Raw genomic sequence first — 15,152 nt, forward strand, 5'->3', positions numbered from 1 at the left:
TATCGTGGGGGCAGAACCCCTCACCCAGCTGCGACTAGCCGGCAAGCCGGCAAGTCTTCGCATCCCTCTCCCGATGGGAGAGGAAGTAAGATGCCCGGCAAATATTTCGACGAATGGACCATCGGCGACACGCTGACGCACGAGATCCGCCGCACCGTGACCGAGACCGACAATCTGCTCTTCACCACGATGACGCACAATCCGCAGCCCTTGCACCTCGACATCGAGGCGGCGAAGGCTTCGGAGTTCGGACAAATCCTCGTCAACGGCACTTTCACTTTCAGCCTGATGGTCGGACTGTCGGTCGGCGACACGACGCTGGGCACGCTCGTCGCGAACCTCGGTTATGATAAGCTCGTCATGCCCAAACCCGTGTTCATCGGCGACACGCTGCGCGCAACAAGCGAAGTCATCGCCCTCAAGGAGTCGAAATCGCGCCCCAATGCGGGTATCGTCACTTTTCTGCACCGCTGCATCAACCAGCGCGACGAAATCGTTTGCCAGTGCGAACGATCGGCGCTGCTCAAAAAGAAGGATGCCTGATGCGCCTCCGCTCGCTTCTCTTCGTCCCCGGCGACCGCCCCGAACGCTTTGTCAAGGCGGCGGCGTCGGGCGCCGATGCGATCATTCTCGACCTCGAGGATTCGGTGTCGCCCGCGAACAAGGAGGCGGCGCGCGCCGCGATCGCCGATTATCTTGCGGGGACACGCGAAGTCGTGACGCTGGTGCGCGTCAATCCGCTCGACGGCCATATGACCGCCGCTGATGTCGCGGCGGTGATCGGCGCACGCCCCGACGCGATCATGCTCCCCAAGGCCGAAGGAGCGCCGAGCATCCAGCAACTCGACACCATCCTGCGCAGCGAGGCGGCGGATGACGCGTCGCTGCCCGCGATCCTGCCCATTGCCACCGAGACGCCCGCGGCGATCTTCACACTCGGCAGCTACCGCGAAGTGAAGGACCGGCTGCTCGGCCTGACCTGGGGCGCCGAGGATCTGCCCGCCGCGATCGGTGCGACGACGAGCCGCGAGGAGGACGGCGGCTACACCGAACCCTATCGTGTCGCGCGTGCGCTCACCCTGTTCGCCGCGCACGCCGCGGGCTCGGCGGCGATCGACACGGTGTTTCCCGCGATCAAGGACGCAGCGGGCCTCGCCGCCTATGCCGCCCGCGCGCGGCGCGACGGCTTTACCGGCATGATGGCGATCCACCCGTCGCAGGTCGAACCGATCAACGCCGCCTTCACTCCCAGTGCCGAGGAAGCGGCGCGCGCGCAGGCGATCGTCGATGCCTTTGCCGCCAATCCCGGCGCCGGGGTGCTGCAGGTCGACGGCAAGATGGTCGACGCGCCGCATCTGAAACAGGCGCGGCACATCCTCTCACTGGCGGATTGACCCCCGCCATCCCGGCGAAGGCCGAGACGACGGATGGGAGCGGTTAGCGCCCGCGCCGCCGAAACGGCCGGTGCCGTTTCATCCAGCTTTTGCCGCGCCGCCAGCTTTTCCTGAGGCCACGCTCGGCGAAGCTTTCGAACATCGCATCGGGGCTCGCCGGGTCGAGCAGTTCATTGTCGGCGATGAAATCGTCCAACGGCCCCGGCGCCACCAGGTCGAGCAGTTTGAGCGAACGCCCCGGTCCGCGCAGTGCTTCGATCGCCGCGATCAGTGAGCCGGAGGCGTCAAAGGCGCGCGCGACCTCCGCCGGATCGACGTCCAGATGCTCGCCGATCAGCGATTCGCGCAGCCTGCGGATCACCGGCCCGGCGCCGCGATTTGCAGGCAGCGCCGCGTCGATCGTGACGTCGCATTCGCTGTCGAGGCCCATCGAGCGGTTGTTCATGTTCGACGATCCGACGCGCAACAGCCGGTCGTCGACGATGGCGGTCTTGGCGTGGACATAGATGGGATCGCCGCCCGCCGTATGCGGCACATAGATCCGCAGCCGTTCGCCATGTTTCGTCCTGGCGATCGCACGCACCAGCTTCACCCGCGCCGCGTCCATCGCCATCTGCTCGAGCCAGCCATCGGCGGTTTCGGGCATCACCATGACGAATTCGGGCGCGTCATCCTCGTCGAGCCGCGCGGCGATCGCGGCGGCGATCTTGCCGCTCGTGAAATACTGATTTTCAAAATAGATGAAGTGCTTCGCCGCCGCGATCATGTCGAGATAGAGCTGCTCGATCTCGCGCACGCCGGGATAGCCGTCATATTCGGCGCGCGAACGCGAAATAGCGACATCGACATCGGTGAAGTCGGGTTCAAGCGCGGCGGGCCAGGCCTCGCCGTCGCCTTTGACGTCGCGCAGCGCCTTTTTCGTCGCGCGTTGCCAGCGCTCATTGCCCAGTTCGGCGAGCGCGCGGCCGACGTCCCCCGCAAGGATCATCGTCGAATCATGCCATGGCATATAGATTTTGCCGTCGGGGTTGGACCGCCGCGTGTCGCCATCCTTGTGCTCACGCGTGTCCCAGCGCGACGCGGCGACGTCGATGCCGCCGCACACCGCCAGATGATCGTCGAACACCGCGACCTTCTGGTGATGGCTGCATCCCGCCGGATGTGCGCTGTCGAGGCGAAAGCTGATCGAGCGCGTCGCCTTCCAGCGCAGGATCATCGTGACGATGCGCGGCACCAGAAAATGCTTCAGCCCGCCAAAGTTCCAGCGCAGGATGTCGATGTCGCGATCGGGCTTCGCGTGCGCCAGCGCCAGCAGATAATGGCCGAGCGACTCGCCTTTGCCGTCGGCGTCGGGCTCCAGCGCAATGCGCGGATCGAAATCCCAGCCGATCAGCAGGATGCGCTCCTTCGCGCCTTCCATCAGTTCTTTCAGCAGTTTGAAATAATCGGCGGCGTCGACGATCATCCGCGCCTTGTCGGCGCGCTCGATCCGCCAGCAATTGCGGCCCTCGACGACAATCGGTTCCAGATCGCTGCCCATCGCCGCCGACACGCTTGGCGGCGGCGATGGTTGCACCGGCACGGCCTCAGGCCGCGAAGAATTGTTCGGGGGTCAGCGCCATCATCGTTTCGCTGCCCGCCTCGATCTTGCGGCGGAGCGATCCGGCGTCGGGCAGAAAACGTTCGCCGAAATGGCGCGCGGTGACGATCTTGGCGTCGAGGAAGTCCTTGGCGCCGCGCCCTTCGTCGAGCGCCTTCTGCGCCGCCTCCGCCATGCGTAGCCACATCAGCCCCAGCGCGACGATGCCGGTGATGTGCATATAATGATGCGCGCCGGCGCCGACATTGTTCGGATTGGTCATGCCATTTTGCATAAACCACATCGTCGCGGCTTTGAGCTCGCCGTTCGCCTTTTCCAGCCGCTCGGCGAAATCGGCGAGCGCGGGCTTGTCCTTCGCCGCCGCGCATTCGGCATCGACGATGGCGAACAGCGTCTGGATCGCGCGACCGCCATTCTGCGCGAGCTTGCGCCCGACCAGATCCATCGCCTGCACGCCGTTCGCGCCTTCGTAAATCATCGTGATGCGGGCATCGCGAACATATTGGCTCATGCCATGTTCCTCGATGTAACCATGGCCGCCGAATATCTGCTGCGCATTGGTTGCGACCTCATAGCCCTTGTCGGTGCCATAGCCCTTGATGACGGGGGTGAGCAGGCTGACGAGGTCGTCGGCAAGCTGCCGCTCCTCCTCGGTCTCGGCGACATGCGCCAGATCGACCTGGAGCGCGCCCCACAGGCACAGGGCGCGCAGCCCTTCGACCGTCGCCTTGGCGTCCATCAGCATCCGGCGCACATCGGGGTGGACGAACAGCGGATCGGCCTTTTCCTGCGGATCTTGCGGCCCGGTCAGCGCGCGGCCCTGGCGGCGGTCCTGCGCATAGGCCACGGCGTTCTGGAACGCGATATCCGCCTGTCCCAGCCCCTGAATCCCGACGCCCAGCCGCGCCGCGTTCATCATCACGAACATCGCGGCAAGGCCCTTATTCTCCTCGCCGACCATCCAGCCCTTCGCGCCGTCATAGTTCATCACGCAGGTCGAATTGGCATGGATGCCCATCTTGTGCTCGATCGACCCGCATTGCAGCGCGTTGCGCTCGCCCAGCGAGCCGTCCTCATTGACAAGGAACTTCGGGACGATGAACAGCGAGATGCCCTTGACGCTGTCGGGCGCGTCGGGGGTCTTGGCAAGGACGAGGTGGATGATGTTGTCGGTCAGGTCATGCTCGCCCGACGAAATGAAAATCTTGGTGCCCGTAATCGCGTAGCTGCCGTCGCCATTGGGCACCGCGCGCGTGCGGATGAGGCCAAGGTCGGTGCCGCAATGCGGTTCGGTCAGGTTCATCGTCCCGCCCCATTCGCCCGACACCATCTTGGGGACGTAAAGCGCTTTCTGCTCGTCCGATCCCTTGACCAGAATCGCCGCCACTGCCGCCTGCGTCAGCCCCGGATACATGGCAAAGGCCTGGTTCGCGGCCATGCGATATTCCTCGACCGGAAAACCGACGACGTGCGGCAGTCCCTGCCCGCCGAATGCCTCGGGCTGCGTCAGCAGCGTCCAGCCGGCGTCGCAATAGGCCTTATACGCCTCCTTGAACCCTCTGGGCGTCGTCACCGAGCCGTCGTCGTGGCGTGTGCAGCCTTCGAGGTCGCCGGGATGATTGATCGGAAACAACACCTCTTCGCAGAACTTCCCCGCTTCGGTCAGCACCGCTTCGATCATGTCGGGGGTCGCGTTGGCAAAGCCGGGCAGATTCGCATAGCGTTCGACGCCGAGCACCTCGTTGAGGAGGAACAGGCTGTCCTGCACGGGGGCGCGATAGACGGGCATGGAAAATCCTTCTGAAAAGCAGTTGATCGGATCCAACGTGCCTGGGGAGAGGCCAGCGTGGGGGCGAGCCGACTATTTCTTGTCGGCGTCGACCTTTTTCACCATTTCGATGAAACGTGACAATTCATCTACAGCGCTGTCAATATCGTCGCGCTGGCGGCGGAGCAATGCGATACGTTGCTCGCACTTCTCGATCGTCACCTGTCGCTGCAACTTGCGACCGTCGCCGACGTCATAGAGGTCGATCATCTCACGGATGTCGGCCAGGCTGAAGCCGGTGCGTTTCGCACGCAAAATCCACGCAAGCCGCGCGCGATCGCGCTTGGAATAGATGCGCGACAGCCCCTTGCGCGACGGGCTGATCAGCCCCTCATCCTCATAAAAGCGCAGCGCGCGGGCGGTGACGCCGAACTCGGTCGACAAGTCGGTGATGCTGAACTGTTCGCGCCCCAGATGGTCGGGCGTATCGATGTGCGAGTGGCCGTAGGGTTCGGTCATGCCGCCGAAACTAGTTTCCGTTGACGTGAACGTCAATAGCGCCGGAGCGCCGCGATTCCGAGCGATTCAACCCGCGCAGGGCTGGATGACATTGCCGCGCCCGTCGCTGATCCGCAAGCCCCTTGCATCACCCTCCGACCAGCTCGCGCGCGGCAGCCGCAGGCCCGACAGCGAAGCGCGGTTCGGGCACAGCTGCGCGCATTGCGACGGCAGCCTTCCCGGCAGGCGCAGCTCGTCATTTTCCTCGCGGACCAAGACGGCGCAGCCCTCCGCTCCCGCAAAGCGCATCCGCCACTCATCGCCCTCGCGCACGATCGTCCCCCGCGCGGTGCAGGCGAGAGTGTCGCCGAAAGCCGCGGTCACCGCAAAGCGCCACTGCCCCGCGCCGTCGGGAACGACGCACATCGCATCGCGGCCCAGATCGTGCGCGCGCTCGAATACGCCGACCGGCGTTTCAGCCTCGGGCCGCACGACGCCGCGTTCGCGTGCCGCAATCTCGAGCGGATTCCCCGCGTCGATCGCCTCGTCACCGCCCGCCCTGCGCTCGCACCCCGCGAGCAGCAGCCCTGCCAGCGCAAGGACGGTGCTAACCCTGCGCATCGTCCGCAAGAAAGGTCAGGCGGCCATCGCCCTCGACGCGGCGATAAAAGCACGACCGGCGCCCCGTGTGGCACGCCGGTCCCGCGGGCTTCACGCGCAGCAACAGCGCGTCCTGATCGCAATCGACGCGCATTTCGACGAGCGCCAAGCCGTTGCCCGACGTCTCGCCCTTGCGCCAGAGCACGCCGCGCGAGCGCGACCAGAAATGCGCCTGCCCCGTCGCGCGCGTCGCCTCGATCGCCTCGTCGTTCATATGCGCGACCATCAGCAGCGCCTGCGTATCGGCATCGACGACAATCGCGGTCACCAGTCCGGCGGCGTCGAAACGCGGGAGAAATCGGTCGGTCGTGTCGCGCTGTTCATCCATGCCCGACGCTTTAGAGCAGGATCGAAGCCGCTGTCACCCCGCGCGTCGCCGCCGATGTGACAATATCGTGATTAGGGGGGCGACAATCGGCTTTCCCCTCCCTATATGCGCCGCAGTCACTGCCCCCCTGCCGCTGGAACGCCATGCTGACGACCCATCCTTTCGACGACGACAAGCTCCGCGAGGAGTGCGGCGTCTTTGGCATTCACGGCGCCGACAGCGCCTCCGCGGTCGTCGCGCTGGGGCTGCACGCGCTGCAGCACCGCGGACAGGAAGCCGCGGGCATCACCGCCTTCGACGGCAAGGAGTTTCACACCCACCGCGCAATGGGCCATGTCGCGGGCAATTTCGACCGCGACGAGATCATCCGCCAATTGGACGGCGCGTCGGCGGTCGGCCATGTGCGCTATTCGACGACGGGCGAGACCGCGCTGCGCAACGTCCAGCCCTTGTTCGCCGACCTCTCGACCGGCGGCTTCGCCGTCGCGCATAACGGCAACATCTCGAACGCCGCGGCGCTCCGCAAGCTGCTCGTCCGCCGCGGTTCGATCTTTCAGTCGACCAGCGATACCGAGGTGATCATCCACCTCGTCGCGACATCCAATTATCGCTCCTTGCTCGACCGCTTCATCGACGCGCTGAAACAGGTCGAGGGCGCCTATTCGCTGATCTGCCTCACCGCCGAAGGCATGATCGGCTGCCGTGACCCGCTTGGCATCCGCCCGCTGGTGATCGGCAAGCTTGGCGATGCGCATATTCTGGCATCCGAAACGGTGGCGCTCGACGTCGTCGGCGCCGAGTTCCTGCGCTCGGTCGAGCCCGGCGAGCTTGTCATCATCCGCGACGGCCAGCTGACGTCGCACCGCCCCTTTGCGCAGCAGTCGGCGCGGCCGTGCATCTTTGAATATGTCTATTTCTCGCGCCCCGATTCAATCGTCGACGGCACCAGCGTCTATTCGGTGCGCAAGGCGATCGGCGCCGAACTGGCGCGCGAAAATCCGGTCGACGCCGACCTCGTCATCCCGGTCCCCGACTCGGGAACGCCCGCGGCCATCGGCTATGCGCAGGAATCGGGCATTCCGTTCGAGCTCGGCATCATCCGGTCACACTATGTCGGGCGCACCTTCATCCAGCCGGGCGACAAGGTGCGCCACCTCGGCGTCAAATTGAAGCACAACGCCAACCGCGCGCTGATCGCGGGCAAGCGCATCGTGCTGATCGACGATTCGATCGTCCGCGGGACGACGAGCCTCAAGATCGTGCAGATGATGCGCGACGCGGGCGCCGCCGAGGTGCATATGCGCATTGCAAGCCCCCCGACGTCGCACAGCTGCTTCTACGGCGTCGACACGCCCGAGCGCGCGAAGCTGCTCGCGGCGCAGATGACGGTCGGCCAGATGGCGAATTTCATCAACGCCGACAGCCTCGCCTTCCTCACGATCGACGGCCTCTATCGCGCGCTGGGCGAGGCCGACCGCCAGCAGGACGCGCCGCAATATTGCGACGCCTGCTTCACCGGCGACTATCCGACCACGCTCACCGACTTCGACGAGCATGGGTTGGAGGATCAATTTTCGCTGCTTGCCGAACGGGTTGTCTGACATAATGGTTACAAGGTCTGAAGAACTGGCGGGCCAGGTCGCGCTCGTCACCGGGGCGAGCCGCGGCATCGGCGAAGCGATCGCCGAGGCGCTGGCGGCGCGCGGCGCGCATGTCGTCATCACCGCGCGAACCGCTGGCGGACTCGAAGCGCTGGAGGATCGCATCCACGCCGCGGGCGGCACCGCGACGATCGCGCCGCTCGACCTCACCGACGGCGACAGCATCGCTCGCCTCGCCAGCGCGATGGCCGAACGCTGGCAGCATCTCGACATGCTGGTGCTCAACGCCGCGATGCTCGGCACGCTCACCCCCGTCGCCGCGATCGACGGCAAGGAGTTCAACAGGACGCTGACGCTCAACCTGATCGCACAGCAGGCGCTGATCGCCAATTTCGACCCGCTGCTCCGCCGCGCCGCCAACGGTCGGCTGCTCGCGCTATCCACCGGCGTCGCGCGGACGCCGCGCGCCTATTGGGGCGCCTATGCCGCGTCGAAGGCGGCGTTCGAGGTGCTCGTCACCAGCTATGGCGCGGAAATGCGCAACATCTCGGGCGTCCGCACCGCGATCCTCGACCCCGGCGGCACGCGCACCCAGATGCGCGCGCGCGCCTATCCCGGCGAAGATCCCCAGAGCATCAAGGAACCGGCCGTGGTCGGCGAATATGTCGCGAAGCTGATGGTCGAAGGCTTTGACAGCACCGCCTTCCACGCCTTGCCCAAGGTCATGGAAAAAGCTTGACGCCATCGGCGCTTTCCTGCGCTAGGTTGAGCGCAAATCGGGCTGGCGGGGGCGTGGAATGACCAGGACTATTTTGCGATCGGCGATTGCCGCGGCGATCGGTATCGCGGTGGCGTTCGGATTGATCTGGCTGGCGCAATATGCCGGCAGCGAAATTGCGCCGGCCGAATATGATCCGGCGACGGGCGAAATCCTGATCCCGATCGCCTCCACCATCGCGCTGATCGTCGGCTGGTTTATCGCTACCTTTGGCGGCAGCTGGCTTGCGATGCGCATTTCCGGCGGAACCGGCGCGGGATGGGTCGTCGCAGGCGCCGTGATCGGCGCTGCCCTCTATACCGCCATCGACTTTGCCGACACCTGGTGGATGATGGCACTGGGCGTTGCCATCCCGCTTGTGGCCGCGTGGCTGGCGCAGCGGGCGGCCGCGACCGTTATCGACTAGGGCCGATCGACATTCGGAAGCTGGCGAGTCGAAAAGGGTGGTTTTCCGTGATCCGGAGCGCAGCGTGCTTTTTTGCACGTGAGCAGCGGAAGCGCGGAAGGCCGCCACTTGCAGACCGCCAGAACTGAATGTCGATCGGTCCTAGACCCTGTTTCAGATCGTCACCCGAGCGAAGGCCGGGGTCTCGCCGTCGAGATCCCGGCCTTCGCCGGGATGACGAAAATCAGTTTGCCGCCTCGCCGTCCACCGCCGCCTGCACGGCCTTGTAAAAGGCCTCGCGCGCCGCGCCGACACCTTCGGGATCGGTCGCCGTCGGCCAGTTGCCGTTCGACGCGATCACCAGCCTGCGCCTGGGGTCGATGAAGATGCCCTGCCCGAAAATGCCCTGTGCGGCGAAACTGCCGTCGTCGTTCGTCCACCATTGATAGCCATAGCCACGACCCGGCACGTCGATCCCCGCCTGCTTCGTCGTCGCCGAGGCCAGCCAGTCGTCGGGCAGCACCTTCACGCCGCCCGCGACGCCGCCGTTCAGGATGAACTGGCCGAAGCGCGCATAATCCCTGAGGCTCGCCGATATGCAGCAGCCGCTGATCTCATGCCCCGTCGGCCCGAGCATCCACACCGCGTCCTGCTCCATGCCAAAGGGCTTCCAGACCTTTTCCGACAGATATTCGGACAGCGTCTTGCCGGTTGCGCTCGACACCAGCACGCCGATCAAATTGGTCTCGCCGGTCTTGTACACCCACTTCGACCCGGCGGGCGCTTCGCGCGGCAAGTTCTTCATATAGCTGACGGTTATGTCCTCGCCCGCGACCGGCTTTTGCAGGTTGAACTGCGCGACGTCGGACTTGGGATCGGTATAATCCTCGTTCCATTTGACACCCGACGTCATCGTCAGCAGCTGGCGCACGCTGACATCGTCATAGGCCGATCCCTTGAGGCCGGGGATATAGGCGGTGACCTTGTCGTCGAGGCTCTTGATATAGCCGTCCTTCACCGCCGCGCCGACGAGCGTGGAGGTGAAACTCTTGGCGACCGAAAAGCTCGTCCAGCGGCCCGCGGCGCCATAGCCGAGCGCATATTTTTCGAGCCGGACCTTGCCGTCCTGCACGATGATCAGCCCCGCGTTGCGCTGCGTCGCCATATGGGCGTCGACGTCGATCCCGAGGTCGATCGGCTCGCCTTGCGGCAGGGGATAGACGGCGTCGCCCGCCTCGATCGTGTTGACGACCACCTTGGGCACCGTTTCCATTGTGCGGAAAGCAAGGTCGCGTTGGTCCTGGGTCCAGAAAAGCACGTTCAGATCCTTTGGCAATTGGTCGGTCGTTTGCGTCGTCGCGGGGGCATTGCACGCCGCCGCGGTGCCGAGCAGCACCGCCGCCAAAAGTCTTCGCATCATCATTCCTCCCCTGTTTTCAGGCCGGTTTTTCGAGCGTGACCTGCGCAACGTCGATGCCGCCGCCGCGAAAGCCCCCCTCGCAATATTGCAGATAATAGCGCCAGAGCCCGACGAAACGCGCATCGAAACCGGGTGGCAGGCGATCCGCGGCGACCGCGGCGTCGAAGCGCTCGCGCCACTGGCGCAGCGTTTCGGCATAGTCGCCGCCAAACCGACGGACATCGCGCCAGATGAGCCCCCTCTCCTCGGCGAGCGCGCGAAAACGGCTCTCGGACAGCAGGCAGCCGCCGGGGAAGATGTAGGCCTGGATGAAATCGCTGCTCGCCGCATAACGCTCGAACAGCGCATCGTTGATCGCGATATACTGGATCGCCGCCTTGCCGCCCGGCCGCAGCAATCGCGCGATCGCACCCAGATAGGCGGGCCAATAGGCCTGCCCCACCGCTTCGACCATTTCGACGCTGGCGATCGCGTCATAGGGGCCCTGGACGTCGCGATAGTCACAAAGCTCGATCCGCGAGCGTCCCGACAGATCGACCGCCGCGAGCCGCGCATCGGCGACTTCGGCCTGCGCGTGCGACAGGGTGATGCCGGTGTAGATCACATCGTGGCGCTCGACCGCGCGCTCGGCGAGCGCCCCCCAGCCGCAGCCGATTTCGAGCAGCCGACACCCCGACCGGAGATCGAGCCGGTCGAGGATCGCATCGACCTTAGCCGCCTGCGCCTCCTCCAGCGACTGCCCCGGATCAGCGAACAGCGCGCTCGAATAATTCATCGAAGAATCGAGCCACAAGCGATAGAAATCATTGCCCAAATCATAATGAGCATGAATGTTCCGCCGCGCGCCGCGCCGATCGTTGCGGTGGAGTGCATGGATGGCGCGATTGAGCCAGCGCGACGGGCCGTGCGCGCGCGCCGCATCGCCCAGCGCTTCGCCGTTGCGCATGAAAAGGTCGAACAGCGGAACCGGATCGGGCGACGCCCATTCGCCCTTCTCCCACGCGCGATACCAGCCGATCGAACCCGACAGGGCGAGCCGCGCCAGCGCCGCCCAGCTGTGCAGGTGAACAATCGCGGTCGGCCCCTTGCCGCGGCCGCCGAGCAATCGCACGCTGCCGTCGGGCAAATGCCCCTCGATCGTTCCCGCGAGCAGCCCGGCGTCGATCCGGTCGAGCAGGCGATGGAACAGCGCTGATGGCGCGAGGGCGATCAGCCGCGCCATCACCCCGCCCGCGCGATAGGCGCGGTCGGCGCGGAGCAGTTCCTTGCCGCGGCGGGGGCTGACATGGGTGTTCACAAGCTCCTTCCTGCCCCAAAGGCGCGCGGCTGACAATTGCCTGAAACGCCTGCCATCGTGACGTCACGCACGCGCCCTCTATTGGGGGGCGCTCGCCGTATCGGGGGCGGTCAGCCGGACCTGGAAACGCTCCTCCGCCAACGGGTGCATGAAACGCTGGTCGCGCAGCACCAGCGCATCGCCATCGCGCTCGGCCACCGGCATCCGCGCCCAGAACAGGAAGGCGCGCGCATCGGGATCGCCCTTGACCCACATGGCGAGCCGCGGATCGTTCATTCCCGTCGGCGCGCCGGTCAGGTCGACGGCCCCGCCGACGCCGGGCGTGAACGTTGCCGTGCCATAACGGTCGGCGGTGCGCCAGAAAATGTCGCGCCGCCAGAAGGCGAGCGGCGGCGGGCTCGCGACGACGAGCGCGTCCGCCGTGCCGCCCGCGGCCAGCGCGCCCGACGCCATCCGCTCCGCCGCGCCGGTGATCAGCCCATTCGCGAAGATATAGGCCGAAACGGCCACGAAACCGATCCACGCCGGGCGCCACCAGCTCGCCGCGCCGCGCCGTTCACGCCGGAACGACAGCCAGAGCGAGACCGCCAGCGCGATCCAGATCCACAGGTCGATGATGAAGATGCTGTCACCATAGAACCATTGCGACGAGAAGGGTTCGAGCAGGCGGATGCCGTAATTGTTGAGCCAGTCGAGCGCCGGATGACTGAGACACCCGATGCAGGCAAGCGCGAGCAGCCAGCCGCGATGGACCGGAAGGCGATCGACCGGTCGATTGCCACGCCGTTCCTGCCAGCGGTCGAAGGCAATCATCAGCACCCAGAGGATGAGCGGCAGCACCAGCATGGCAACCGGCCCATGGGTGATCCCACGCCGAAAGCCCAGATGCTGCACCCCATCGAGCCAGAACAGGCAGGCCGCGTCGATGTCCGGCAGGTTCGCCGCCACAACCAGCGTCGGAATCGCCAGCCCTGTCTTCTTCTTGAGCCCCATCTGTCCCAGCAATGCGCCGACAAGGCTGTGTGTCAAATTATCCATAGGCCCCGTCGCTCGCTGCGCCATCCTCCGATCGACGGCCGCCCCCAACGGAGGACGACCGCCCGGATCATAGCTGCGTGCCGAGCAGCGACGGCGCGGTAATGGAGGAGACCACGGCGCCGATGATGAGGAACAGCACGACCGCAACGATCACAACAATGGCCGCGTAAGCCGCTGCCTTGTCCTGCGGCACCTTCATCAGCACGGGCAGGCCGAGATAGAGGATATAGAGGCCATAGAGCGCGAACAGCAGCCCGATCAGGCCGAGCATCGGGATCAGCCCGAAAACGCCGCCAACCCACGCCGCGGTGCCCGAATAGGCGGCAACCTTCAGCGCCTGGATCTGGTCCTTTTGACCGCCGAAACTGGGCGCCAACCCGTCGATGACGAGCGCCAGGACAAAGACGGTCGCCAGGGTCAGCCCATAAGACAGAATCGCGGAGGTCAGCGCGGCGCCGATTGGCGGATGCCAGGTCACGCCAAGCGCCGGGAACCCGATGAGCTGGCCGCCGATCAGCGAGGCGAACGGCCCGATCGCCGCCAGGACGACGACATAGGGGACATAGATCGACTTCGTCGTCGCCGGTTCGGCGGCGATCACCGGCCACGCTTCTTTGGGTTTGAGCAATATGTCCCTGGCGCGCCGGACGATGCCCGCGGCGGGGCCGGAACCATTGGGTGATAAATCAGCCATCATGCGTCTCCCCTGCTAGGATGCGGCCCGCAACCCGATCGGGACATGCAGAGGCCACGGGAATGTTTAGCCCCGATGACCAGCGCATCCGTAACCCCGATCACAACCGATTCGGCAAACCGCGGCACCCGGGAATGTAACGCACTTGAAACAGTCGTAAACCGCCATAGATTGAAGGCATGATGCCCGAATCCGCCCCCGAAACCCCGAACAGACCCGTGGCGCCGCTGGTCGGTCGCGCGCGCTTTGCCCCTGGCGACATCGTGCGCCACCGCATGTTCGACTTTCGCGGCGTCGTGTTCGACATTGACCCGGTCTTTGCGAACAGCGACGAATGGTATGAAGCGATCCCCGAGGAAATCCGACCGGCAAAGGAGCAGCCCTATTACCATCTGCTCGCCGAAAATGGCGATTCATCCTATATCGCCTATGTCAGCCAGCAGAATCTGGTCGCCGATGGCGACGGCGGCCCGATCGACCATCCGCAGATCGAAACGATGTTCGACGGGCTGGAGCAGGGCCGTTACCGCGTCCGCGCAATCCACCGTCACTAGATTTTAGACCCTGTTTCCGTGAGATTGAAGCGCGGGACGGAGCAGATTTTGCCGCGCGGCGAGGCGCGACGAGGGAGCGATGGTTATCCATCGTGACCGACGAGCAACGACGTCCTCGCGGCAAATCGGCCTGCCGCCGCAGGCGGTCGTCCCTTCAATCTCACGGAAACGGGGTCTAGCGACATTCGACCCCGGTAGAGAGCGCGGGAGCGCGGCGCATCAGGCCTTGAGCTTCCAGCCCGAGGCCAGCAGGCGATAGGTCACAAATCCCAACACGACATTGACCGCGACGAGCACCAGCGCCGCGGTCGGCACGGGATTGGCGATTGTCGCATCGACCGTTCCGATAAAGCCGTAACGAAAGCCCATGATCGCATAATAGACGGGGTTGGCGTGGGCGATCCCCTGAAACCAGGGCGCGAGCAGGTCCACCGAGTAGAAAGTGCCCGACAACAGCGCCAGCGGGGTCACGACGAAATTGGTCACCGCCGCGGCATGATCGAACTTTTCGGCCCAGACCGACGTGATGAGTCCGAGGAAACCCAGCATCATCGCCCCCAGTATGCCAAAGACCGCGACCGCCCACAGATGATCGGCTCCGACATCGACGCCGGGCCAGAACAGCATCGCGATCCAGAGTACGAAACCGACGAGGATCGCGCGCGTGATCGCGGCGCCGACCAGCGCGATAACCAGCTCGCCGACCGCGAGCGGCGGCATCAGATAGTCGACGATCGTTCCCTGGATCTTGCCCACGAGCAGCGAAAAGCTGGAATTGGCGAAGCTGTTCTGCAGCATCGCCATCATGATGAGCCCGGGCGCGATGAAATCGGCGAAGGGGACGCCGATGACGGTGCGCCCGGCCCCGCCAAGCGCCACGGTAAAAATGACAAGGAAAAGGAGCGTCGTGATCGCGGGCGCCCAGATTGTTTGCAGCTGGACCTTGAAAAAGCGCCGCACCTCCTTGACATATAGCGCCCGCATGGCCGGCACGTTGAGCGCGCGGATGTGCGGGACGCCGGGTTCGGCAAAAGCCGGACCTGAGCGGATATTTGCTGAGTCGGGGTTCGAATTTTGGGGCTGGCCGTTCATGGCGTTCTCGCCTATCGCCTCCCCGATCTTACCGCAAGCTGGGCC

At 65.1% G+C, this 15,152-nt stretch carries 16 protein-coding genes; 6 read left to right on the plus strand and 10 right to left on the minus strand.

The window, feature by feature from the left end; translation table 11 throughout:
* Positions 1 to 90: 90 nt before the first annotated feature.
* Positions 91 to 543: a MaoC family dehydratase gene (locus tag SPYCA_RS06910; RefSeq protein ID WP_120219534.1), complete on the plus strand. Its 453-nt coding sequence runs from the start codon at positions 91 to 93 to the stop codon at positions 541 to 543.
* Positions 543 to 1,394: an HpcH/HpaI aldolase/citrate lyase family protein gene (locus tag SPYCA_RS06915; protein WP_120219535.1), complete on the plus strand. Its 852-nt coding sequence runs from the start codon at positions 543 to 545 to the stop codon at positions 1,392 to 1,394. The genes SPYCA_RS06910 and SPYCA_RS06915 overlap by 1 nt, the downstream gene beginning before the upstream one ends.
* Before the next feature lie 43 nt (positions 1,395 to 1,437).
* Here SPYCA_RS06915 and SPYCA_RS06920 read toward each other — a convergent pair whose 3' ends face one another.
* The 5 genes from SPYCA_RS06920 to hisI all read right to left on the minus strand — a co-directional run bounded on the left by SPYCA_RS06920 (position 1,438) and on the right by hisI (position 6,248).
* Entirely contained in the window at positions 1,438 to 2,934 is a 1,497-nt protein-coding gene (locus SPYCA_RS06920; RefSeq protein ID WP_172595147.1) for a phospholipase D-like domain-containing protein, read from the minus strand.
* A gap of 46 nt (positions 2,935 to 2,980) precedes the next feature.
* A complete protein-coding gene (locus SPYCA_RS06925) occupies positions 2,981 to 4,783 on the minus strand; it encodes an acyl-CoA dehydrogenase C-terminal domain-containing protein (RefSeq protein WP_120219537.1) in 1,803 nt (600 codons plus the stop codon).
* 72 nt (positions 4,784 to 4,855) lie between these two features.
* Positions 4,856 to 5,281 (minus strand): MerR family transcriptional regulator, encoded by a 426-nt coding sequence (locus SPYCA_RS06930; RefSeq protein WP_120219538.1) that lies wholly within the window; start codon positions 5,279 to 5,281, stop codon positions 4,856 to 4,858.
* Between the two features lie 66 nt (positions 5,282 to 5,347).
* Entirely contained in the window at positions 5,348 to 5,881 is a 534-nt protein-coding gene (locus tag SPYCA_RS06935; RefSeq protein ID WP_120219539.1) for a hypothetical protein, read from the minus strand.
* Entirely contained in the window at positions 5,868 to 6,248 is a 381-nt protein-coding gene (gene hisI / locus SPYCA_RS06940; protein WP_120219540.1) for a phosphoribosyl-AMP cyclohydrolase, read from the minus strand. The genes SPYCA_RS06935 and hisI overlap by 14 nt, the downstream gene beginning before the upstream one ends.
* 143 nt (positions 6,249 to 6,391) lie before the next feature.
* Between hisI and purF the strand changes: the two genes are divergently transcribed.
* The 3 genes from purF to SPYCA_RS06955 are packed head-to-tail and all read left to right on the plus strand — an operon-like array spanning position 6,392 to position 9,033.
* Complete coding sequence (gene purF / locus SPYCA_RS06945; RefSeq protein ID WP_120219541.1) at positions 6,392 to 7,849, plus strand: amidophosphoribosyltransferase; 1,458 nt, start codon at positions 6,392 to 6,394, stop codon at positions 7,847 to 7,849.
* Between the two features lie 4 nt (positions 7,850 to 7,853).
* The gene (locus SPYCA_RS06950; RefSeq protein ID WP_120219542.1) at positions 7,854 to 8,588 is read left to right on the plus strand and encodes an SDR family NAD(P)-dependent oxidoreductase; all 735 of its coding nucleotides are present in this window, start codon (positions 7,854 to 7,856) and stop codon (positions 8,586 to 8,588) included.
* Positions 8,589 to 8,646: 58 nt separating this feature from the next.
* Positions 8,647 to 9,033 (plus strand): hypothetical protein, encoded by a 387-nt coding sequence (locus SPYCA_RS06955; protein ID WP_120219543.1) that lies wholly within the window; start codon positions 8,647 to 8,649, stop codon positions 9,031 to 9,033.
* Between the two features lie 223 nt (positions 9,034 to 9,256).
* Here SPYCA_RS06955 and SPYCA_RS06960 read toward each other — a convergent pair whose 3' ends face one another.
* From SPYCA_RS06960 to SPYCA_RS06975, 4 genes are all read right to left on the minus strand, one after another.
* The gene (locus SPYCA_RS06960) at positions 9,257 to 10,429 is read right to left on the minus strand and encodes a serine hydrolase domain-containing protein (RefSeq protein WP_120222194.1); all 1,173 of its coding nucleotides are present in this window, start codon (positions 10,427 to 10,429) and stop codon (positions 9,257 to 9,259) included.
* A 19-nt stretch (positions 10,430 to 10,448) separates the two neighbouring features.
* Positions 10,449 to 11,729 (minus strand): SAM-dependent methyltransferase, encoded by a 1,281-nt coding sequence (locus SPYCA_RS06965; protein WP_120219544.1) that lies wholly within the window; start codon positions 11,727 to 11,729, stop codon positions 10,449 to 10,451.
* Positions 11,730 to 11,807: 78 nt separating this feature from the next.
* Positions 11,808 to 12,767, minus strand: coding sequence for a metal-dependent hydrolase (locus tag SPYCA_RS06970; RefSeq protein ID WP_120219545.1), 960 nt, complete (start codon positions 12,765 to 12,767; stop codon positions 11,808 to 11,810).
* 67 nt (positions 12,768 to 12,834) lie between these two features.
* Positions 12,835 to 13,461, minus strand: a complete 627-nt coding sequence (locus SPYCA_RS06975) for a Yip1 family protein (protein WP_232003564.1) — start codon at positions 13,459 to 13,461, stop codon at positions 12,835 to 12,837.
* Between the two features lie 179 nt (positions 13,462 to 13,640).
* On the opposite strand from SPYCA_RS06975, the gene hspQ reads away from it, so the two are divergent.
* Complete coding sequence (gene hspQ, locus SPYCA_RS06980; RefSeq protein WP_120219547.1) at positions 13,641 to 14,015, plus strand: heat shock protein HspQ; 375 nt, start codon at positions 13,641 to 13,643, stop codon at positions 14,013 to 14,015.
* Between the two features lie 219 nt (positions 14,016 to 14,234).
* Here hspQ and SPYCA_RS06985 read toward each other — a convergent pair whose 3' ends face one another.
* Positions 14,235 to 15,107, minus strand: a complete 873-nt coding sequence (locus SPYCA_RS06985) for an ABC transporter permease (protein WP_120219548.1) — start codon at positions 15,105 to 15,107, stop codon at positions 14,235 to 14,237.
* Positions 15,108 to 15,152 lie beyond the last annotated feature (45 nt).

It is taken from the genome of Sphingopyxis sp. FD7, from assembly GCF_003609835.1.
Classification (GTDB): Bacteria; Pseudomonadota; Alphaproteobacteria; order Sphingomonadales; family Sphingomonadaceae; genus Sphingopyxis.